This window comes from Pseudomonas sp. NMI542_15 (assembly GCF_021283425.1).
Lineage (GTDB): Bacteria > Pseudomonadota > Gammaproteobacteria > Pseudomonadales > Pseudomonadaceae > Aquipseudomonas > Aquipseudomonas fortuita.
Genome location: NZ_JAJSRO010000002.1, coordinates 506,559 through 520,449 on the forward strand (window position 1 = coordinate 506,559; position 13,891 = coordinate 520,449).

Annotated in this window: 12 protein-coding genes and 1 tRNA gene; 5 read left to right on the forward strand and 8 right to left on the reverse strand. The window is 63.3% G+C overall.

Annotated elements, in window-relative coordinates; all coding sequences use genetic code 11:
* Window positions 1-39 precede the first annotated feature (39 nt).
* The 7 genes from LU684_RS05510 to LU684_RS05540 all read right to left on the reverse strand — a co-directional run bounded on the left by LU684_RS05510 (window position 40) and on the right by LU684_RS05540 (window position 6,381).
* Window positions 40-1,014 (reverse strand): Csu type fimbrial protein, encoded by a 975-nt coding sequence (locus LU684_RS05510; protein WP_023049350.1) that lies wholly within the window; start codon window positions 1,012-1,014, stop codon window positions 40-42.
* Window positions 1,005-3,302 carry a fimbria/pilus outer membrane usher protein gene (locus LU684_RS05515; protein ID WP_095115093.1) on the reverse strand — a complete coding sequence of 766 codons (2,298 nt, stop codon included), beginning with the start codon at window positions 3,300-3,302 and terminating at the stop codon, window positions 1,005-1,007. The genes LU684_RS05510 and LU684_RS05515 overlap by 10 nt, the downstream gene beginning before the upstream one ends.
* A 108-nt stretch (window positions 3,303-3,410) precedes the next feature.
* Window positions 3,411-4,187, reverse strand: coding sequence for a fimbrial biogenesis chaperone (locus LU684_RS05520; protein WP_016485935.1), 777 nt, complete (start codon window positions 4,185-4,187; stop codon window positions 3,411-3,413).
* A gap of 40 nt (window positions 4,188-4,227) precedes the next feature.
* A complete protein-coding gene (locus LU684_RS05525; RefSeq protein ID WP_016485934.1) occupies window positions 4,228-4,731 on the reverse strand; it encodes a Csu type fimbrial protein in 504 nt (167 codons plus the stop codon).
* A 3-nt stretch (window positions 4,732-4,734) separates the two neighbouring features.
* Complete coding sequence (locus LU684_RS05530) at window positions 4,735-5,268, reverse strand: Csu type fimbrial protein (protein ID WP_016485933.1); 534 nt, start codon at window positions 5,266-5,268, stop codon at window positions 4,735-4,737.
* A gap of 18 nt (window positions 5,269-5,286) precedes the next feature.
* Window positions 5,287-5,823, reverse strand: a complete 537-nt coding sequence (locus tag LU684_RS05535) for a Csu type fimbrial protein (RefSeq protein ID WP_016485932.1) — start codon at window positions 5,821-5,823, stop codon at window positions 5,287-5,289.
* A 30-nt stretch (window positions 5,824-5,853) separates the two neighbouring features.
* The gene (locus LU684_RS05540; RefSeq protein WP_016485931.1) at window positions 5,854-6,381 is read right to left on the reverse strand and encodes a Csu type fimbrial protein; all 528 of its coding nucleotides are present in this window, start codon (window positions 6,379-6,381) and stop codon (window positions 5,854-5,856) included.
* A 269-nt stretch (window positions 6,382-6,650) separates the two neighbouring features.
* Here LU684_RS05540 and LU684_RS05545 point away from each other — a divergent pair, with 269 nt between their 5' ends.
* The 3 genes from LU684_RS05545 to LU684_RS05555 are packed head-to-tail and all read left to right on the forward strand — an operon-like array spanning window position 6,651 to window position 11,775.
* Entirely contained in the window at window positions 6,651-8,897 is a 2,247-nt protein-coding gene (locus tag LU684_RS05545) for an ATP-binding protein (protein WP_232894240.1), read from the forward strand.
* A gap of 15 nt (window positions 8,898-8,912) precedes the next feature.
* Complete coding sequence (locus LU684_RS05550) at window positions 8,913-9,374, forward strand: response regulator (RefSeq protein ID WP_016485929.1); 462 nt, start codon at window positions 8,913-8,915, stop codon at window positions 9,372-9,374.
* 13 nt (window positions 9,375-9,387) lie between these two features.
* Window positions 9,388-11,775, forward strand: coding sequence for a hybrid sensor histidine kinase/response regulator (locus LU684_RS05555; protein ID WP_232894241.1), 2,388 nt, complete (start codon window positions 9,388-9,390; stop codon window positions 11,773-11,775).
* Window positions 11,776-11,992: 217 nt separating this feature from the next.
* Here LU684_RS05555 and LU684_RS05560 read toward each other — a convergent pair.
* Window positions 11,993-12,067: transfer RNA gene (locus LU684_RS05560), tRNA-Gln, on the reverse strand.
* 259 nt (window positions 12,068-12,326) lie between these two features.
* Between LU684_RS05560 and LU684_RS05565 the strand changes: the two genes are divergently transcribed.
* Both LU684_RS05565 and zapE read left to right on the forward strand, forming a co-directional pair.
* Complete coding sequence (locus tag LU684_RS05565) at window positions 12,327-12,569, forward strand: hypothetical protein (protein ID WP_016485928.1); 243 nt, start codon at window positions 12,327-12,329, stop codon at window positions 12,567-12,569.
* Between the two features lie 127 nt (window positions 12,570-12,696).
* Window positions 12,697-13,767 carry a cell division protein ZapE gene (gene zapE, locus LU684_RS05570; protein WP_232894242.1) on the forward strand — a complete coding sequence of 357 codons (1,071 nt, stop codon included), beginning with the start codon at window positions 12,697-12,699 and terminating at the stop codon, window positions 13,765-13,767.
* The last annotated feature ends 124 nt before the right edge of the window (window positions 13,768-13,891 follow it).

The following is a 13,891-nucleotide window of genomic DNA, read 5'->3' on the forward strand; positions in this document are numbered from 1 at the left end:
GCCGTTCCTACAGGGAACCGAGGCAGGAATGGGGTTCAGTCAAAACTGCACATCCAGTATCACGCTGTCGGAATAGGTGGCTGCCGGCGGTGTAGCCTGGTCGGTATAGACCTTGGCGTTGTAGTTGAACACCTGGCTACCCGTGCCTGTACCCGCGCCGGGGTTTACGTCGGCATCCGTGCTGGAGCGTCTGGCGGCACCCGATGAACCCCAGCGCACCGTCCCGGAACTTTTGAAGATGTCGTACGCCAGGTAGTTGTTGGCCGCCGACTTCATTCGCCGGCGACCATTGGCCACGTTCTGCCCATCATTCAAGCCCACCGTATAGCTGCTGCCCTTGGTGCACGAAACGCTCAGGCTCTGGCTTACTGTGCCGAACCCGGCCACCACCGGGGCGCTGGCGAAATTGATGTCAGGCGTGGTGATCTGGCAGTCGTTCGTCACGGTCAGGCTCACGGTAAGGCTCGCAGAGCCAGCGCTATTGTCACGCCCGATGCAAAGCCCACCGATGGCAATCCCTTCGCAATAGTTCCATGCCCACCCCAGCGACAGGGTTTCCTGGTACAACCCCGCTGCAACGTTACTGCCAATCTGTGTGCGGATATAGAGCGGCACCGCCTTGGGCGTGCCGTTGAGCAGGCCGAGCAGGTCGAGAATACCGGTGCGACCAAACTCGAAGGCTACATTCCGGGTAATCGGGAAGTTGGTGGTGGCATCGGCATACAGGGTGTAAGGGATAACATCACCGGTAGGCCCTACCAACCCGCCAGTGGCCGGGGTCACGGTCAGCTTGAACGAGTCACTGCTGCTGAGCACACTCAGCACCGTTCCGTTGCACTGCAAGCCCGCGTTGCTGGTAGAGGCGGCTTGGCTGGCCAGGCGTACCTGGGTCGAATTGACTGCGCCGAACAGCACCGGCAAGGTCGACACTACCGTGCACTTGGCCCAGGCCGAGCCAGCCCACAGCAGCAGTATAACGGCCGACAACATGCGCCAACCCGTCTTCATCTGCATACCAACGGGCCAATCAGGGGGATCGAACCTTCAGCCTTGGGCAGGTCGAAGGCCACCTCACAATGTCCACCACCCTCAACCTCTACCTGCAGGCTGTTATGCGGCGAGAGGTTCTCCAGGTACACCAGCCCATCCCAACCGACCACCGCCTGGCTGCCGCTTTCAGCATGGGTAACGCGGCTACCCAGCTTGAGCGCCTGCTGGTTGCTGTCCACCAGTTCGACACTGGCCGCCATCACACGCTTGAGCGGGAACTCCAGCAGGTAGCCACTGCCCCGTCGTACCGCCACCCGCTGCTCGACGCTTGGCGCGAGGACGTCCGGCGGCAGGTCCATGGGGTCGATTTCATATTTGCCACGGTAGTAACCGCTGCTGTACGGCACCAGCAAGTGCCCATTGCCATCGGTACGGCCGACCTCCTGGTTTTCATAGCGCACCGGCACATCGGCGTAGCCTGCGGTACTGACCACCACGAAGGCATCGTCGATGCGGTTGGCGGCGAACACCCCGGCATCCATCCACACCAGGGAGCCACTGGCATCGGCCCAGCGTGTCATCTCGCCGCTGCTGCCATACACACCGGCTTGCAACTGCACCGACTGCAAGCGCCAGGTGACGTCTGCCTGCCGGTAGGCATCACGGTCGCTGCCTGCCGCATAGCCCAGGTTGTAGCCGACGCCGACACCCGCCGGCACCGCATGGCTGTAGTTCACCCGTTGCAGGGTCTCGCCTTCTTTGCTGCGCTCCATGCCCAGCGCCAGGGTGCCGTGCAGGTCGAACGGGATCACCAGTTGCGCCTGCACGGCCCACTGGCTGTCACCCACTTCACGGTTGGCAGACAGGTACACACTGCTGCTGCCCCATAGCGGCCTGCTGTAGCTCAGGTTGATCAGCCGGGTACGCGTGCCATCCCCGGCGCGCACGTCGAAGTAACCGGCGCCAATGCTGCCGTACTCGTTCAGGTTGAGGCTGAGGGTGACCTGTTCGCTGCTTTTGCTCAGTTGCATGTCCTGGGAGTCGACCCGGGTCAGGTCGGCATAGTCGCCGCGGCGTTGCAGGCGCTGGTAGCTGAAGCCGATGCGCTGGCTGTTGTACTGGTAACCGAGGGCAACCTGGTGGCCTGTGTCACCGTCGAAGCGGCTTTGCGCCAAGGCGGCGTTGAGCACGCCGAAGGTGCCCAGGCGCATGTTGCCGCCCAAGCCGCCAAGCATTAGCGACTCGGCTGTTTCGGCGTGGGTTTCCAGGGTGAAGGTGTCGCTGAGCCCGTAGCGCAGGCTGCCCGAGGCAACACCCGGCCCGTAGCTGAAATCGCGCACGGCGTAATCACGCCGCAGGCTACCGGCGGCCACCGAGTAGTCAGAAAGGCCCTTCTGCAGCAAGCTGCTGGTGACATAGAACGGTAAGGTGGTCGACACCTGCCGGCCCAGGGCGTCCGTGGTGACCACCACCGCCTCCCCGGCACCATTGATGAACGGCACGTTGGTCAGGGTGTACGGGCCCGGCTGCAGCTCGGTGGTGCTGGACTTGAACCCGTTTATGAACAGGTCGAGCGATGTCGGCACCGCTGCTTCGCCTGCGAACGCCGGCAACGGGTAAGTGACCAGATCGGGGCGCGCAGCGAAGTCGCGCGACAGCTGCACGCCGCCTACCCGCACAGAACTGCTCCATGGCAAGGCCCCGGTCACGAAATCACCGGCTTCGTAAGTGAGCAGGCGCTGTTCGTCGGTGAAGCGCCAGGTGGTGTCGTAACGCATGAAGCCTTGGCGGGTATCGTCCGCCTGCGCGCCATTGAATGACTGGCGCCATTGCCCGGTACTGGAAAAGGTCCCCCAACTGTCGAACAGGCGCAGCTCGTTCCAGGCTGCCAGGTAGGTGCCGCCTTCATCGGTGTCGTTCAGGTAGAGGTCGTAATTGAACAGGGCGCCGAAACTGCTGCGCGCGTCGCTGGCCGGGTACAGGTTGCGATCACCCACCTGCTGGTCTGGCAACCAGGCCGGCGGTACCTGCAACAGCAAACGCTGGTTCTGGCTGTCATAGTCGGTGTGTAGCCCCGCGATGCTTTCCAGGGCTACCTCGCCTTGGGGGTTGCCCGGCAACGAGATACCGGCTGCCCGCAATACCTCGCTGCCCAGGTACAACTGCCCGGCCCGCTGCTGCACCGGCACCAGTTCAGCCCTTGGCATCTGGTTCACCACCAGGTCGAGGTACAGGGTAGCGTCGGCGATGGCGGACATCTCCGTGGGTGGCGGGGGCAGGTCGTCGGCCAGCGCCAGCACCGGGCTGGCCATGGCCAGCAACAGGCACCTGCGGCGCGTCGTCGCCAAGAGCCATTTCACACACGGTTTCCAACCATTGCCGGGTCCTCCCTGGCCCCTGCACTGCATTCAATCGTTGACTCATTGGCCTTGGCGGATGGCGTCCGCTGCGCTCTGGCCATTGACCCTGCCCTTCAGCACGCTGCCGCTGGAGGCCGCCATGGGAGCAGGCCAGCGCATGCTGGCGCCCGGTAGCACATAGCCCAACAGGCCTTCAGCCAGTGGCTTGCTCTGGCTGCCTTGCTGCACCACTACATCGGTCAGCCGCGCATGCACGGGGCCGGTGTTACGCAGTTCAACGTAAGGTTTGCCCTGCACCGTCACCGGCCGCCAGCTGACCTGCGGCTTGCCCACGCCCTCGGCATTGCGTTTGCCTTCAGGGTCGGCCTTACCCCAAAGCCCTTCGCCATAAACGAACAGCGGCACCGAATAACGCATCTGCAAACGAATGGCCGCCGTGGCACCGGGCTCGGCCTTGTCGACCGGGATGGCGGGCGGGATCTCGTCGATGATGATGCGGTAGGCCTGCTCCTGGCCGGCAGGTGAAGGGCCAGTTCGGGTCAGGCGGATCAGCTGCTTTTGCCCGGGGGCAATGTTCGCGACAGGCGGGCTGCCGATGATCTCGCGCTGCGCCTGGAACTGCTCCTGATAATCACCCTGGCGCCAGGCGAATACCCGCACCTGCAGGTTGGCCGGCGCAGTGCCCCGGTTTTCCAGCCACAGTGCACCGGCCTTCTGGTCGGCCTCCAGCACCGGGTCGATCGGCCAGATCAGCACCGAGGTGGCTGCCCCGGCCGGCAGGCTCGCCAGCCAGAACAAGCCTATCAATCCACGCGCCCACTTCGCGCCTGCCCGCATGCAGCTCTCCTTAGACACTTGTCGTTGGTGGCGCTGGCGATTACCAGGTCACCGTCACTTGCACCACATCGGTGTAGGTCCCAGCCGGCAGCACGCCGGTCAGCTGGACCCGCCCGTAGACCGGCAGCTTGATCGCCGTCGGGTCGGAATAGCTCACGGCCACGCTTTGGCCGATGCCCAGGCTCTGGCTGTAGGCCGCGTCCCGGTACAACTGGTAAGCCAGCACTTGCGTGCCGGAGGTGCGCTTCAAATTGCGTGTGCCACTGGCACTGTTCTGCCCACCGTCCAGGCTCATGCTCATGGCCACGCCCGGCGTGCACTGGAAGGTCACTGTAGTGCCACCCAGCGACGTGCTGAGCAACCCCTTGGAAAGCGCCGACTGCGAGCCATAATCGAGCGTGCCGTAACTGGTGACACCGCCCACCACCAGGCACCCGGCAACCACCTGCGCTGTGACTGTGAAGGTACTGGTGGTCACCGCCCCCAACGGGGCGGCCAACAGCATGCCGACTCCGGTCATGCCACCTGCCAGCCAGCCGCGCATGGCTCAGAACGACAGTTCGACCGAGATGGTGTCGCTGTAGACTCCTGCAGGCAGGCCCGCCTTGCCCACGGCCTTGCCGTAGAGGTTGACGGTCTGGGCCACGCCCGTGCTGGTCGGCAGGGTGATGGTGCCGTCAATGGCCAGTAAGGTCGTGCGCCCGGTGTCGGTGTACAGGTCATACGGCACAAAGTTGCCGGCCCCATCGGCGAGCGCACGCGTGCCACCGCTCGACTGGCCGTCATGCAGGCCTGCGCGCACCTTGATCGCAGGCACCGTACCCGCCGAGCACAGGATGCTCATGGCACCGCCGCCGCCGCCGAGCACCTGGGCATTGGCGGTGACGAACAAGGCATCCTGGGTACCGAAGTTCAAGGCACCGAAGTTGAGCCCCGACGTCCCCGAACTACCATTTACCTGGCACGCCGAAATCAGCGTCAGGGTCGAGTTGATGCTGCCGGTCACCGTGGCGGCCTGGGCCTGTGAAGCCAAGGCCAGGCCCAGGCCTGCGAGCATGCAGCATGTAAGGTTCGTTCGCATCGGAGTCTCCTTGCGTGGTTACCAGTCCAGGGTCACTCTGAGGGTGTCGCGGTACAGCCCGGCCGGCAGTGCACGCGCTGGTGCCACTACCACGCCATAAATCGGGATTGGCACCTGCTGGGTGCTGTTGATGGTAAAAGCACGCGCTTGGCCGATGGCGTAGCGGCTATTACCGCCTGGGTCGACCGCCAGTTGATAAGGGATGAGTTCTCGGCCATTACTCAACCGGCGCACCCCGTCGTCGCCATTCAGTCCACCATTGATCCGTACATTAAAGGCCCGCACTTCGGGCGTGCAGCTGATCTGCAGGGTGCCCGCGCCGCCCGCCTCATCAACCCGGCTGCGCAGGGGCTGGTCCCAGTTCGGGCCGCGCTCGCCAAAATCCAGCACCCCTGGGTTGCCCAGCACAGCCGGTTGCGTGTCGTTGCTGCTGATCTGGCAGGCTGCACTGATCACCAACCGCGCCTGGATGAAACCGGTGGTGCTGCCGTGCACCTCACCGCCGGGAACCAGCAGCGGGCCAAGGGTTAGCAACAAGATCGAGATGCGGTTCATGGCGTGGCGTCCTTGAGCATGGCGGCGTCCCTACCAGGTGACCGTGACTTTAAGCAGGTCGGCGTAAACCCCTGCATTCGGCACCCACGCCAGTTTGTCGATGCGTGCGTACAACGGCAGCTCCACCGAGCCACTGCCCGGCACCCTTGCCGACTGGGCGACCCCTACCGCAAGCGGCTCACGCCAGGCAGCGTCGCGGTACAAGCGATAGGGGATGGGCCGAGCCGTGCGGTCGTCGCTGGCCAGGTAGCGCAGCTCGCCGGCGCCACCATGCTGGCCACCATCGACACGCACCTGATACGGCGTGTCCGGATTGCATTCAAGGCGCGGGGGACGCTGGCTGAGCAAAACACCGCTCATCGGCGCGCCGGGGCCGTCCAGGCGTGCCGACGAGCCCAGGTCAATGCGCCCGAGGGCCTGGGCACCCGCGTCGCGGGGCTGGTTGACCAGCATGCAACCGCGCTGCACCAGCACACGCACTTCCACGAGAAAATCCGCTGCTACGGTACTGCCGCTGAACAACAGGCCCAATACCGCTGCCATTAAGCGCTCCGTCACCTTGTTATCCTTGTCGAAACGTCCTGAACAGAGCGTAGCAGTGAGGCAGGGCAACGACGGTGGCACCCAACCGTTTTTTGGTATTAGCGATAAAGCGATAGCGCCCCGTTAAAAAAAACCCGAAACGGCGCAGAACCACAGGCGAACTCCATGTCTCCAATGGCCGAGGGCCGGTAAATGTGCCTGGTTTCTGGTAGGCTGAAGAGCGTTCATCCAGCGCCAGGCGCCTATGCCATACATGGACGGACATGACAGGAGCGTTTTCATTGATGACTGCAGACACCACGCTGGCAGAAGCCATGGAGCGCTGTGCCCGGGAACCTATCCACGTGCCGAGCAGCGTCCAGCCCCACGGTTTTCTGCTGGTGCTGGACCCCATCGACCTGTGCGTGCTGCAGGCCAGTGAAAACGTCGAGCACTGGCTGGGCTTGCCGGCCCGTGAACTGATCGGTTGCCCTTTCGCCAACCTGGTCAACGATGGCTTTGACCTGCACACGCAACTGGCACGGCTGCCTGAAGATGAAATCTTCCCCTTTCACATCGGGGATGTGCGCTTGTCCCAAGGTGCGCCTTACGGCACCCCGCTGCATTTGCTGGTGCACGGCCACGACGACGTACTGATTGCCGAATTCGAACCTCCGTGTTTATCGCCGGAACTGGCGGGGCAAGGCGACTATTACCCGCTGGTGCGCAACTTTGTCGGCAGCCTGCAATTGGCCAGCAGCCTCGAAGACCTGCTGCAGCAAACGGTGTTGCAGCTCAAGCGCATTACCGGCTTTGGCCGGGTCAAGGCGTACCGTTTCGATGCCGAGGGCAACGGCCAGGTACTGGCCGAGGCGGTTGACCCAGGTTACCCCGCTTACCTGGGGTTGTGCTTCCCGGCTGCAGACATCCCGCGCCAGGCGCGCGAACTGTACCGGGTCAACCGCATCCGCGTGATCGAGGATGCCAACTATCAACCCTCGCCCCTGCTCCCGGCGCTCAACCCACGCACCGGCAAGGCACTGGACATGAGTTTTGCCGCGCTGCGCAGTGTCTCGCCGGTGCACCTGCAATACATGCGCAACATGGGTACGCTGGCTTCGATGTCGCTGTCGATCGTGGTCGACGGCGAGCTGTGGGGGCTGGTGTCCTGCCACCATCAACAGCCGCGCGCGGTGGACCTGCGTACCCGCACAGCCTGCGAGTTGCTGGCCAGTGTGCTGTCGCTGCAGATCGAATCGCGCGAGTCCCATGCCAACACGCGCAAGCTGCTGGCATTGCGCCAACACATCGTGCGCATGATTTCGTCCATGGCCGACCACGACAGCGTCAGTGATGGCCTGCGTGACCTGCCCCAGGTGTTGCTGGCTTTTGCCGATGCCCAGGGCGCCGCCGTCATCTCGGCCGAACGCTGTGACCTGATCGGCCAGACGCCGCCTGAAGCCCAGGTGACCGCGCTGGTGCACTGGCTTGGCCAGCGCGGCGAAGACACTGTATTCCACAGTGACAACGTGCGCCGCGACATCACTGACCTGCCCGAGCTCGCTGCCCATGCCGGCGGCGTACTGGCGGTGGCCATCTCGCAGATCCACTCGCACTACCTGCTGTGGTTCCGGCCAGAGCAAGTGCGCACGGTGAACTGGGCGGGCCAGCCGATCAAGCAGGTCGGGCCGCAGGGCAACCTCGACCCGCGGCACAGTTTCGAACGCTGGCAGGAAGAACTGCGCGGCTACAGCGAGCCTTGGGACCCGCTGGTGATCGAGGGCGTACTGGAACTGCGCACCGCCGTGCTTGGCATCGTCCTGCGTAAAGCAGAAGAACTGGCCCAGCTGGCGGGTGACCTGCGCCGTTCGAACAAGGAACTCGAAGCGTTTTCCTACAGTGTTTCCCACGACCTGCGCGCCCCCCTGCGGCACATCGCGGGCTACACCGAACTGCTGGGCGAACTGGAAGGCCAGGGCCTGAGCGAGCGCGGCAAGCGCTTCCTGAATCATATCGGCGAAGCGGCGAACTTCGCCGGTAGCCTGGTCGACAACTTGCTCAACTTCTCGCAGATGGGCCGCTCGGCCCTGCGCCTGTCCGACGTGGACCTCAATACGCTGGTCGATGCCATTCGCAGCGAGCTGGCCCCCGATTACGAAGGCCGCGCAATCGTTTGGGACATCGCTCCGCTACCCAAGGTAATTGGTGATCCGGCCTTCATCAACCTGGCGCTGCGCAACCTGATCGCCAATGCAATCAAGTACACGCGCGGCCGTTCACCTGCACACATCGCGATCAGTGCGGTGCTGCATCCGGGCGAAACCGAGATCTGCATTCGCGACAATGGCGTGGGCTTCGACATGGCCTATGCAAGCAAGCTGTTCGGTGTATTCCAGCGCCTGCACCGCATGGAAGACTTCGAGGGCACAGGGATTGGCCTTGCCAGTGTGCGCCGCATCATCGAGCGCCATGATGGCCGGGTCTGGGCAGAAGGCCAGATCGACCAGGGCGCAAGCTTCCACTTTACCCTCCCCCGAAACACTGCTACCTGAGGCACCGCAACTATCATGCTCAAACCCATCCTGCTGGTCGAAGACAACCCCCGGGACCTGGAACTGACCCTGCTGGCCCTGGAACGCAGCCAGTTGGCCAACGAGGTCATCGTGCTGCGCGATGGCGCCGACGCACTCGACTACCTGCTGCGCCGCAACAGCTATGCCACACGCGATGACGGCAACCCTGCCGTGCTGTTGCTGGACCTGAAACTGCCCAAGGTCGATGGCCTGGAAGTGCTGAAGGAAGTACGCGCCACTGCCGAACTGCGCAGCATCCCCACGGTAATGCTGACCTCCTCGCGGGAGGAGCCCGACCTGTTGCGTGCCTATGAACTTGGGGTCAACGCCTACGTGGTCAAACCGGTAGATTTCAAGGAATTCGTCGCCGCCATTTCCGACCTCGGGATATTCTGGGCAGTGCTTAACGAACCGCCACCCGGCTCACTGCGGCTGAATCGTCGCGGTAGCAATTGAGGCCGCCGCAACGATGCAGCAAACACCATTGAAACTGCTGATGGTCGAAGACAGCTCGATGGACGCCGAGTTTACCCTGATGCGTCTGGAGCGCAGCGGGCTGCATGTGCAGTCACAGCTTGTGTTCGACCATGTGGGGGTTGAACATGCCCTGCGTGAGGCACGCTACGATCTGATCCTGTGCGACTGCGTCCTGCCGGGGTCGTCTGGCACCGAGGTGCTGGCCATCTCGCAGCGTTTGGCACCGGACACTCCGTTCATCTTCTTGTCTGGCATCTACGGCGAAGAGCACGCGGTGGAGATGATCCGCCTGGGCGCCACTGACTATGTGCTGAAGAAGAACCTGCCACTGCTGCCCAAGGCGGTACGCCGGGCCCTGACCGAAGTGCAGGAACGCCAGCGCCGGCGCCGCGCCGAAGAGGCCCTGGTCGACGTCGAAGCACGTGCGCGGATTGCCATCGATGCCGCCGGCATGGGCACCTGGGACCTGCGCCCACAAGAGCACCTGTTGCTGTGGGACGACCGCTGCAAGATCCTGTTCGGCCTGCCTGTCAGCACCGAAATGAGCCTTGAAGTGTTCTACGACGGCATCTACCCGGACGACCTGCCAATGGTACGTGAGGCCGTGGAACACGCCATGCGCCCGGAGAGCGGCGGCCGCTATCGGGTCGAATTTCGCATCGCGCAACCCAACGGCCTGGAACCACGCTGGTTGCTCAGCAGCGGCCAGAGCCAGTTCGTCGATGGCCAGTGCGTGCGTTTTTCCGGCGTGCTGCAGGACGTCAACACGCAACGCCTGGCCACCCAGGCGCTGCGTCAGCTCAACGAGATGCTGGGAGAAAGGGTCGAGCGCCGCACCCGCGAACGCGACCGTGCCTGGGAGCTGTCGCAGGACCTGCTGGCAGTGTTGAACAAAGACCTGACCCCAGTCGCACTGAACCCTGCATGGGAAGCCAGCCTGGGCTTCTCCCGCGAGCGCCTGAGCCAAACGTCATTGCTGCACCTGCTGCCCGAGCCCGACCAGGAACTGCTGCTGACCGAATTGGCCGCCCTCGCCCATGGCCGTACCAGCGTACGTTTCGTCGGCCGCATCCTGCACGCCGGCGGCCAGCAACGCTGGCTGTCGTGGGTGGTGGTGCCTGAAGACACCCTGCTGTACGTGGTGGCACGCGACATCACCAGCGAGCGCGAAGCCGCCTTGGGCCTTGCAGAGGCCAACGCCCGCCTGCGTGAACAGATCAACGAACGCGAGCGCATCGAGGCGGCGCTGCAGCAGATGCAGCGGCTCGAAGCAGTCGGCCAGCTGACCGCTGGCGTGGCCCACGACTTCAACAACCTGCTGACGGTGATCCTCACCGGCGCCAGCTTCCTTGAGCGCGACCTGGCCAAGGCCGACCTGGACAAGGCCCGCACGCGCCTCACCCACATCCGCGAAGCGGGCGAGCGTGGCGCCAAATTGACGTCGCAGTTGCTGGCTTTCTCGCGCCGCCAGCGCCTGGAGCCGGTAGCACTTAACCTCAACCAGACCCTGACCGGCCTGGAAGAACTGTTGCGCCGCACATTGGGGGGCAACGTCTCAGTGCGCCTGGACCTGGACCAGGCCCTGTGGCAGGCACTGACCGACCCCACCCAGACAGAGATGATCATCCTGAACCTGGCGATCAATGCCCGCGATGCCATGCCTGACGGCGGCCAACTGACCCTGACTACCCGCAACACCCGCATCGACACCCGCCCGCAACGCCCGGAAGATCCGGATCCCGGCGAGTATGTAATGCTGAGCATCCGCGATACCGGCTGCGGCATGAACGAAGAGGTGCTGACCAAGGTATTCGAGCCGTTTTTCACCACCAAGGACATCGGCAAGGGTTCGGGCCTGGGTCTGGCCCAAGTGTTCGGCTTCGCCAAACAGTCCGGGGGAGGCGTGCACATCGACACCGCGCCTGGCCAGGGCACCCAGGTGGCGGTGTACCTGCCAGCAGTAAAGGACCAGGCCGTCAGTGAGCCCGTGGTACCGATGCTCAACCAGCCAGTCAGCGAAAGTGGCCGCAACCGCACGGTGTTGCTGGTGGACGATGACCATCTGGTGCGTGACATGCTTGGCGATGTGCTGCGCCAGTATGGCTACCAGGTGCGTCAGGCGCACAGCGGCGAGCAGGCATTGGCGTTGCTGGACGATGAAATCGATCTGCTGCTTACCGATTTCGCAATGCCCGAATTCAACGGCGCACAATTGGCGTTGGCTGCGCGCGAAGGGTACCCCCAGTTGCCGGTGGTGTTCCTGACTGGCTATGCAGAGCTGCAAGGGCTGGAGCTACCGGGCAGCGTGGTGATCCAGAAGCCTGTGCAGAGTGATCAGCTGGCCAGGGTGCTGAACGAGATGCTGGGCATTACCGGGTAACCCGCGGCTGTAAGAGCGGCCTTGCCGGGGCGCCGGACCGGTCGGATGGGCTGCATGGCAGCCCCAAGGATTGCAGATCCCCGGGGCTGCTGCGCAGCCCATCGCAACACAAGGCCGCTTCTGCAGGGACTGCGGATCGATGAGAACACTGCGGAAACGACAAAACCCAGCGCCTATTTTTCTAAGCACCGGGTGACATACGTTTTAATCTGAAAAATGGCAGGGGCGGCTGGATTCGAACCAACGCATGGCAGGATCAAAACCTGCTGCCTTACCGCTTGGCGACGCCCCTGTATCGGATGCAGCATTCGCTGCTCTGACAATTCCAACTGAGTGACAACTGGGTTGTTGTCTTGGAATGCGCGGCACTTTAACAACAAACTTTCGGTCTGTGAACCCCCTGATGAAAAAAAATTACCAAAAAACAGCGGGTTAGTCATTTCAGTGGTGCGAGAACGACCATCCGTCGCTTTCCTTCCGCTTCGCTTCAACACAATCGCATTCCTCCCTTCCAATCAGATAAGCCCATTGCATTGACCAAGGAGGACCTCATGCCTGTCTCCCACGACCTCTACCAGGACCTGCACTACCCGCGTGAAATCGTCCAGCAACGCCGCCAGCAGGACAAGGCGCTTGACCGGCTGCTGGACGAGTATGTGGACATCGACAACCAGGTACTGGCCGCCGAATCGATCTCGGCGGGCAACTTCGTCGACGAAGACCTGCGCCACCTCAAGGAGCGCCGCCTGGCAGTGAAGTACATGATCGAGCGCCAGCTGGAGCGCAAGGGCTAGGCAAAGCGGGTGTGCGGCCCGACCTATCGCATGAAGTGATCATTCCCGGTCACTTTCTGTATTAGTCAAAACGGCCGCCCTCGGGCAAGCTGCACGCTGCCCCGCCATCGCCCAAGGAGCGTTGCCTGTGTCTGCCTGGATCCCTGCCCCACTGCGCCAGCTTGGCCAGCGCCTGCGCGGCGCCCCCGTCAACCAGAGCGAACTGCTTGACGGGTTCGAGGACAAAGCCCGAAGCCGGGGTTACCAGCTCAGTGACGGCCAGCGACAGGTGATCCACTGCATGGCCGAACAACTGGTACTGCTTGAACAAGGCCAGCCCCGCAGCCTGTACCTCTATGGGGCGGTGGGGCGCGGCAAGAGCTGGCTACTGGACGGCTTCTTCCAGGCGGTGCCGGTCGAGGCCAAGCGCCGCCTGCATTTTCATGACTTCTTTGCCCGCCTTCATCAGGGCATGCACCGCCATCGAGCCCTGGACGATGCGTTGGGCGCGACCCTCGACGAACTGGTGGGCGGCTGCCAGGTGTTGTGCTTCGACGAATTTCACGTGCATGACATCGGCGATGCCATGCTGCTTACCCGCTTGTTCAACGCGCTGTTCGCCCGTGGCGTGTTCCTGCTGGTGACCTCCAACTATGCGCCCGAAGGGCTATTGCCCAACCCGCTGTACCACGAGCGCTTCCTGCCGGTAATCCGTCTGATCAACGGGCGCATGCAAGTGCTGGAGGTGGGTGGCGACACCGACTTCCGTAGCTTGCCAGCCAATCGCGAGCACCAGCGGTTTACCCAGGGCCACTATGTATGGCCAGGGACGGCAGCACAGCGCCAGGTGCTGAGCGTGCCGCACGAGCAGCCGGTCATGCTTGAAGTGAACAAACGCCCGCTGCGTGCGCTGGCTATCGATGGCCGGCGGGTGGTACTTGGCTTTGACGATTTGTGTGAAAAAGCCACCGCGGTGATCGACTACCTGGCGCTGGCGCAGCAGTACGATGAATGGATCATCGATGGTCTGGATGACCTGGCGCAGTGCTCGCTGGCGGCCCAGCAGCGCTTCGTCAACCTGGTGGATGTGTTGTATGACCAGGACCGACAGGTGACGGTGATTGGCAAACGGCCGCTGGAAGAGAGCCTGGGCGGCCCACTCGCCGACCTGATGCGTACCCGCAGCCGGCTGGGGCAACTGCACCAGGTAGCCCCCTAGACCTGAATTGCCCGCACCGGCCTCATCGCCGGCAAGCCGGCTCCCACAGGTACCGCGCAGGCTTCAGGGTCTGTGACCAACCTGTGTGGGCTGGCTTGCCGGCGATGAGGCCCTGAGGTCAAGC

Bases quoted from the DNA above. Each gene is read 5' to 3' on its own strand.
- LU684_RS05565 (WP_016485928.1), top strand. From the start codon at position 12,327: ATGCCTGTCTCCCACGACCTCTACCAGGACCTGCACTACCCGCGTGAA.
- LU684_RS05550 (WP_016485929.1), top strand. From the start codon at position 8,913: ATGCTCAAACCCATCCTGCTGGTCGAAGACAACCCCCGGGACCTGGAA.
- LU684_RS05530 (WP_016485933.1), bottom strand. From the start codon at position 5,268: ATGCGAACGAACCTTACATGCTGCATGCTCGCAGGCCTGGGCCTGGCC.
- LU684_RS05515 (WP_095115093.1), bottom strand. From the start codon at position 3,302: ATGGCCAGCCCGGTGCTGGCGCTGGCCGACGACCTGCCCCCGCCACCC.
- LU684_RS05520 (WP_016485935.1), bottom strand. From the start codon at position 4,187: ATGCGGGCAGGCGCGAAGTGGGCGCGTGGATTGATAGGCTTGTTCTGG.
- LU684_RS05510 (WP_023049350.1), bottom strand. From the start codon at position 1,014: ATGCAGATGAAGACGGGTTGGCGCATGTTGTCGGCCGTTATACTGCTG.
- LU684_RS05555 (WP_232894241.1), top strand. From the start codon at position 9,388: ATGCAGCAAACACCATTGAAACTGCTGATGGTCGAAGACAGCTCGATG.
- LU684_RS05535 (WP_016485932.1), bottom strand. From the start codon at position 5,823: ATGAACCGCATCTCGATCTTGTTGCTAACCCTTGGCCCGCTGCTGGTT.
- LU684_RS05525 (WP_016485934.1), bottom strand. From the start codon at position 4,731: ATGCGCGGCTGGCTGGCAGGTGGCATGACCGGAGTCGGCATGCTGTTG.
- LU684_RS05545 (WP_232894240.1), top strand. From the start codon at position 6,651: ATGACTGCAGACACCACGCTGGCAGAAGCCATGGAGCGCTGTGCCCGG.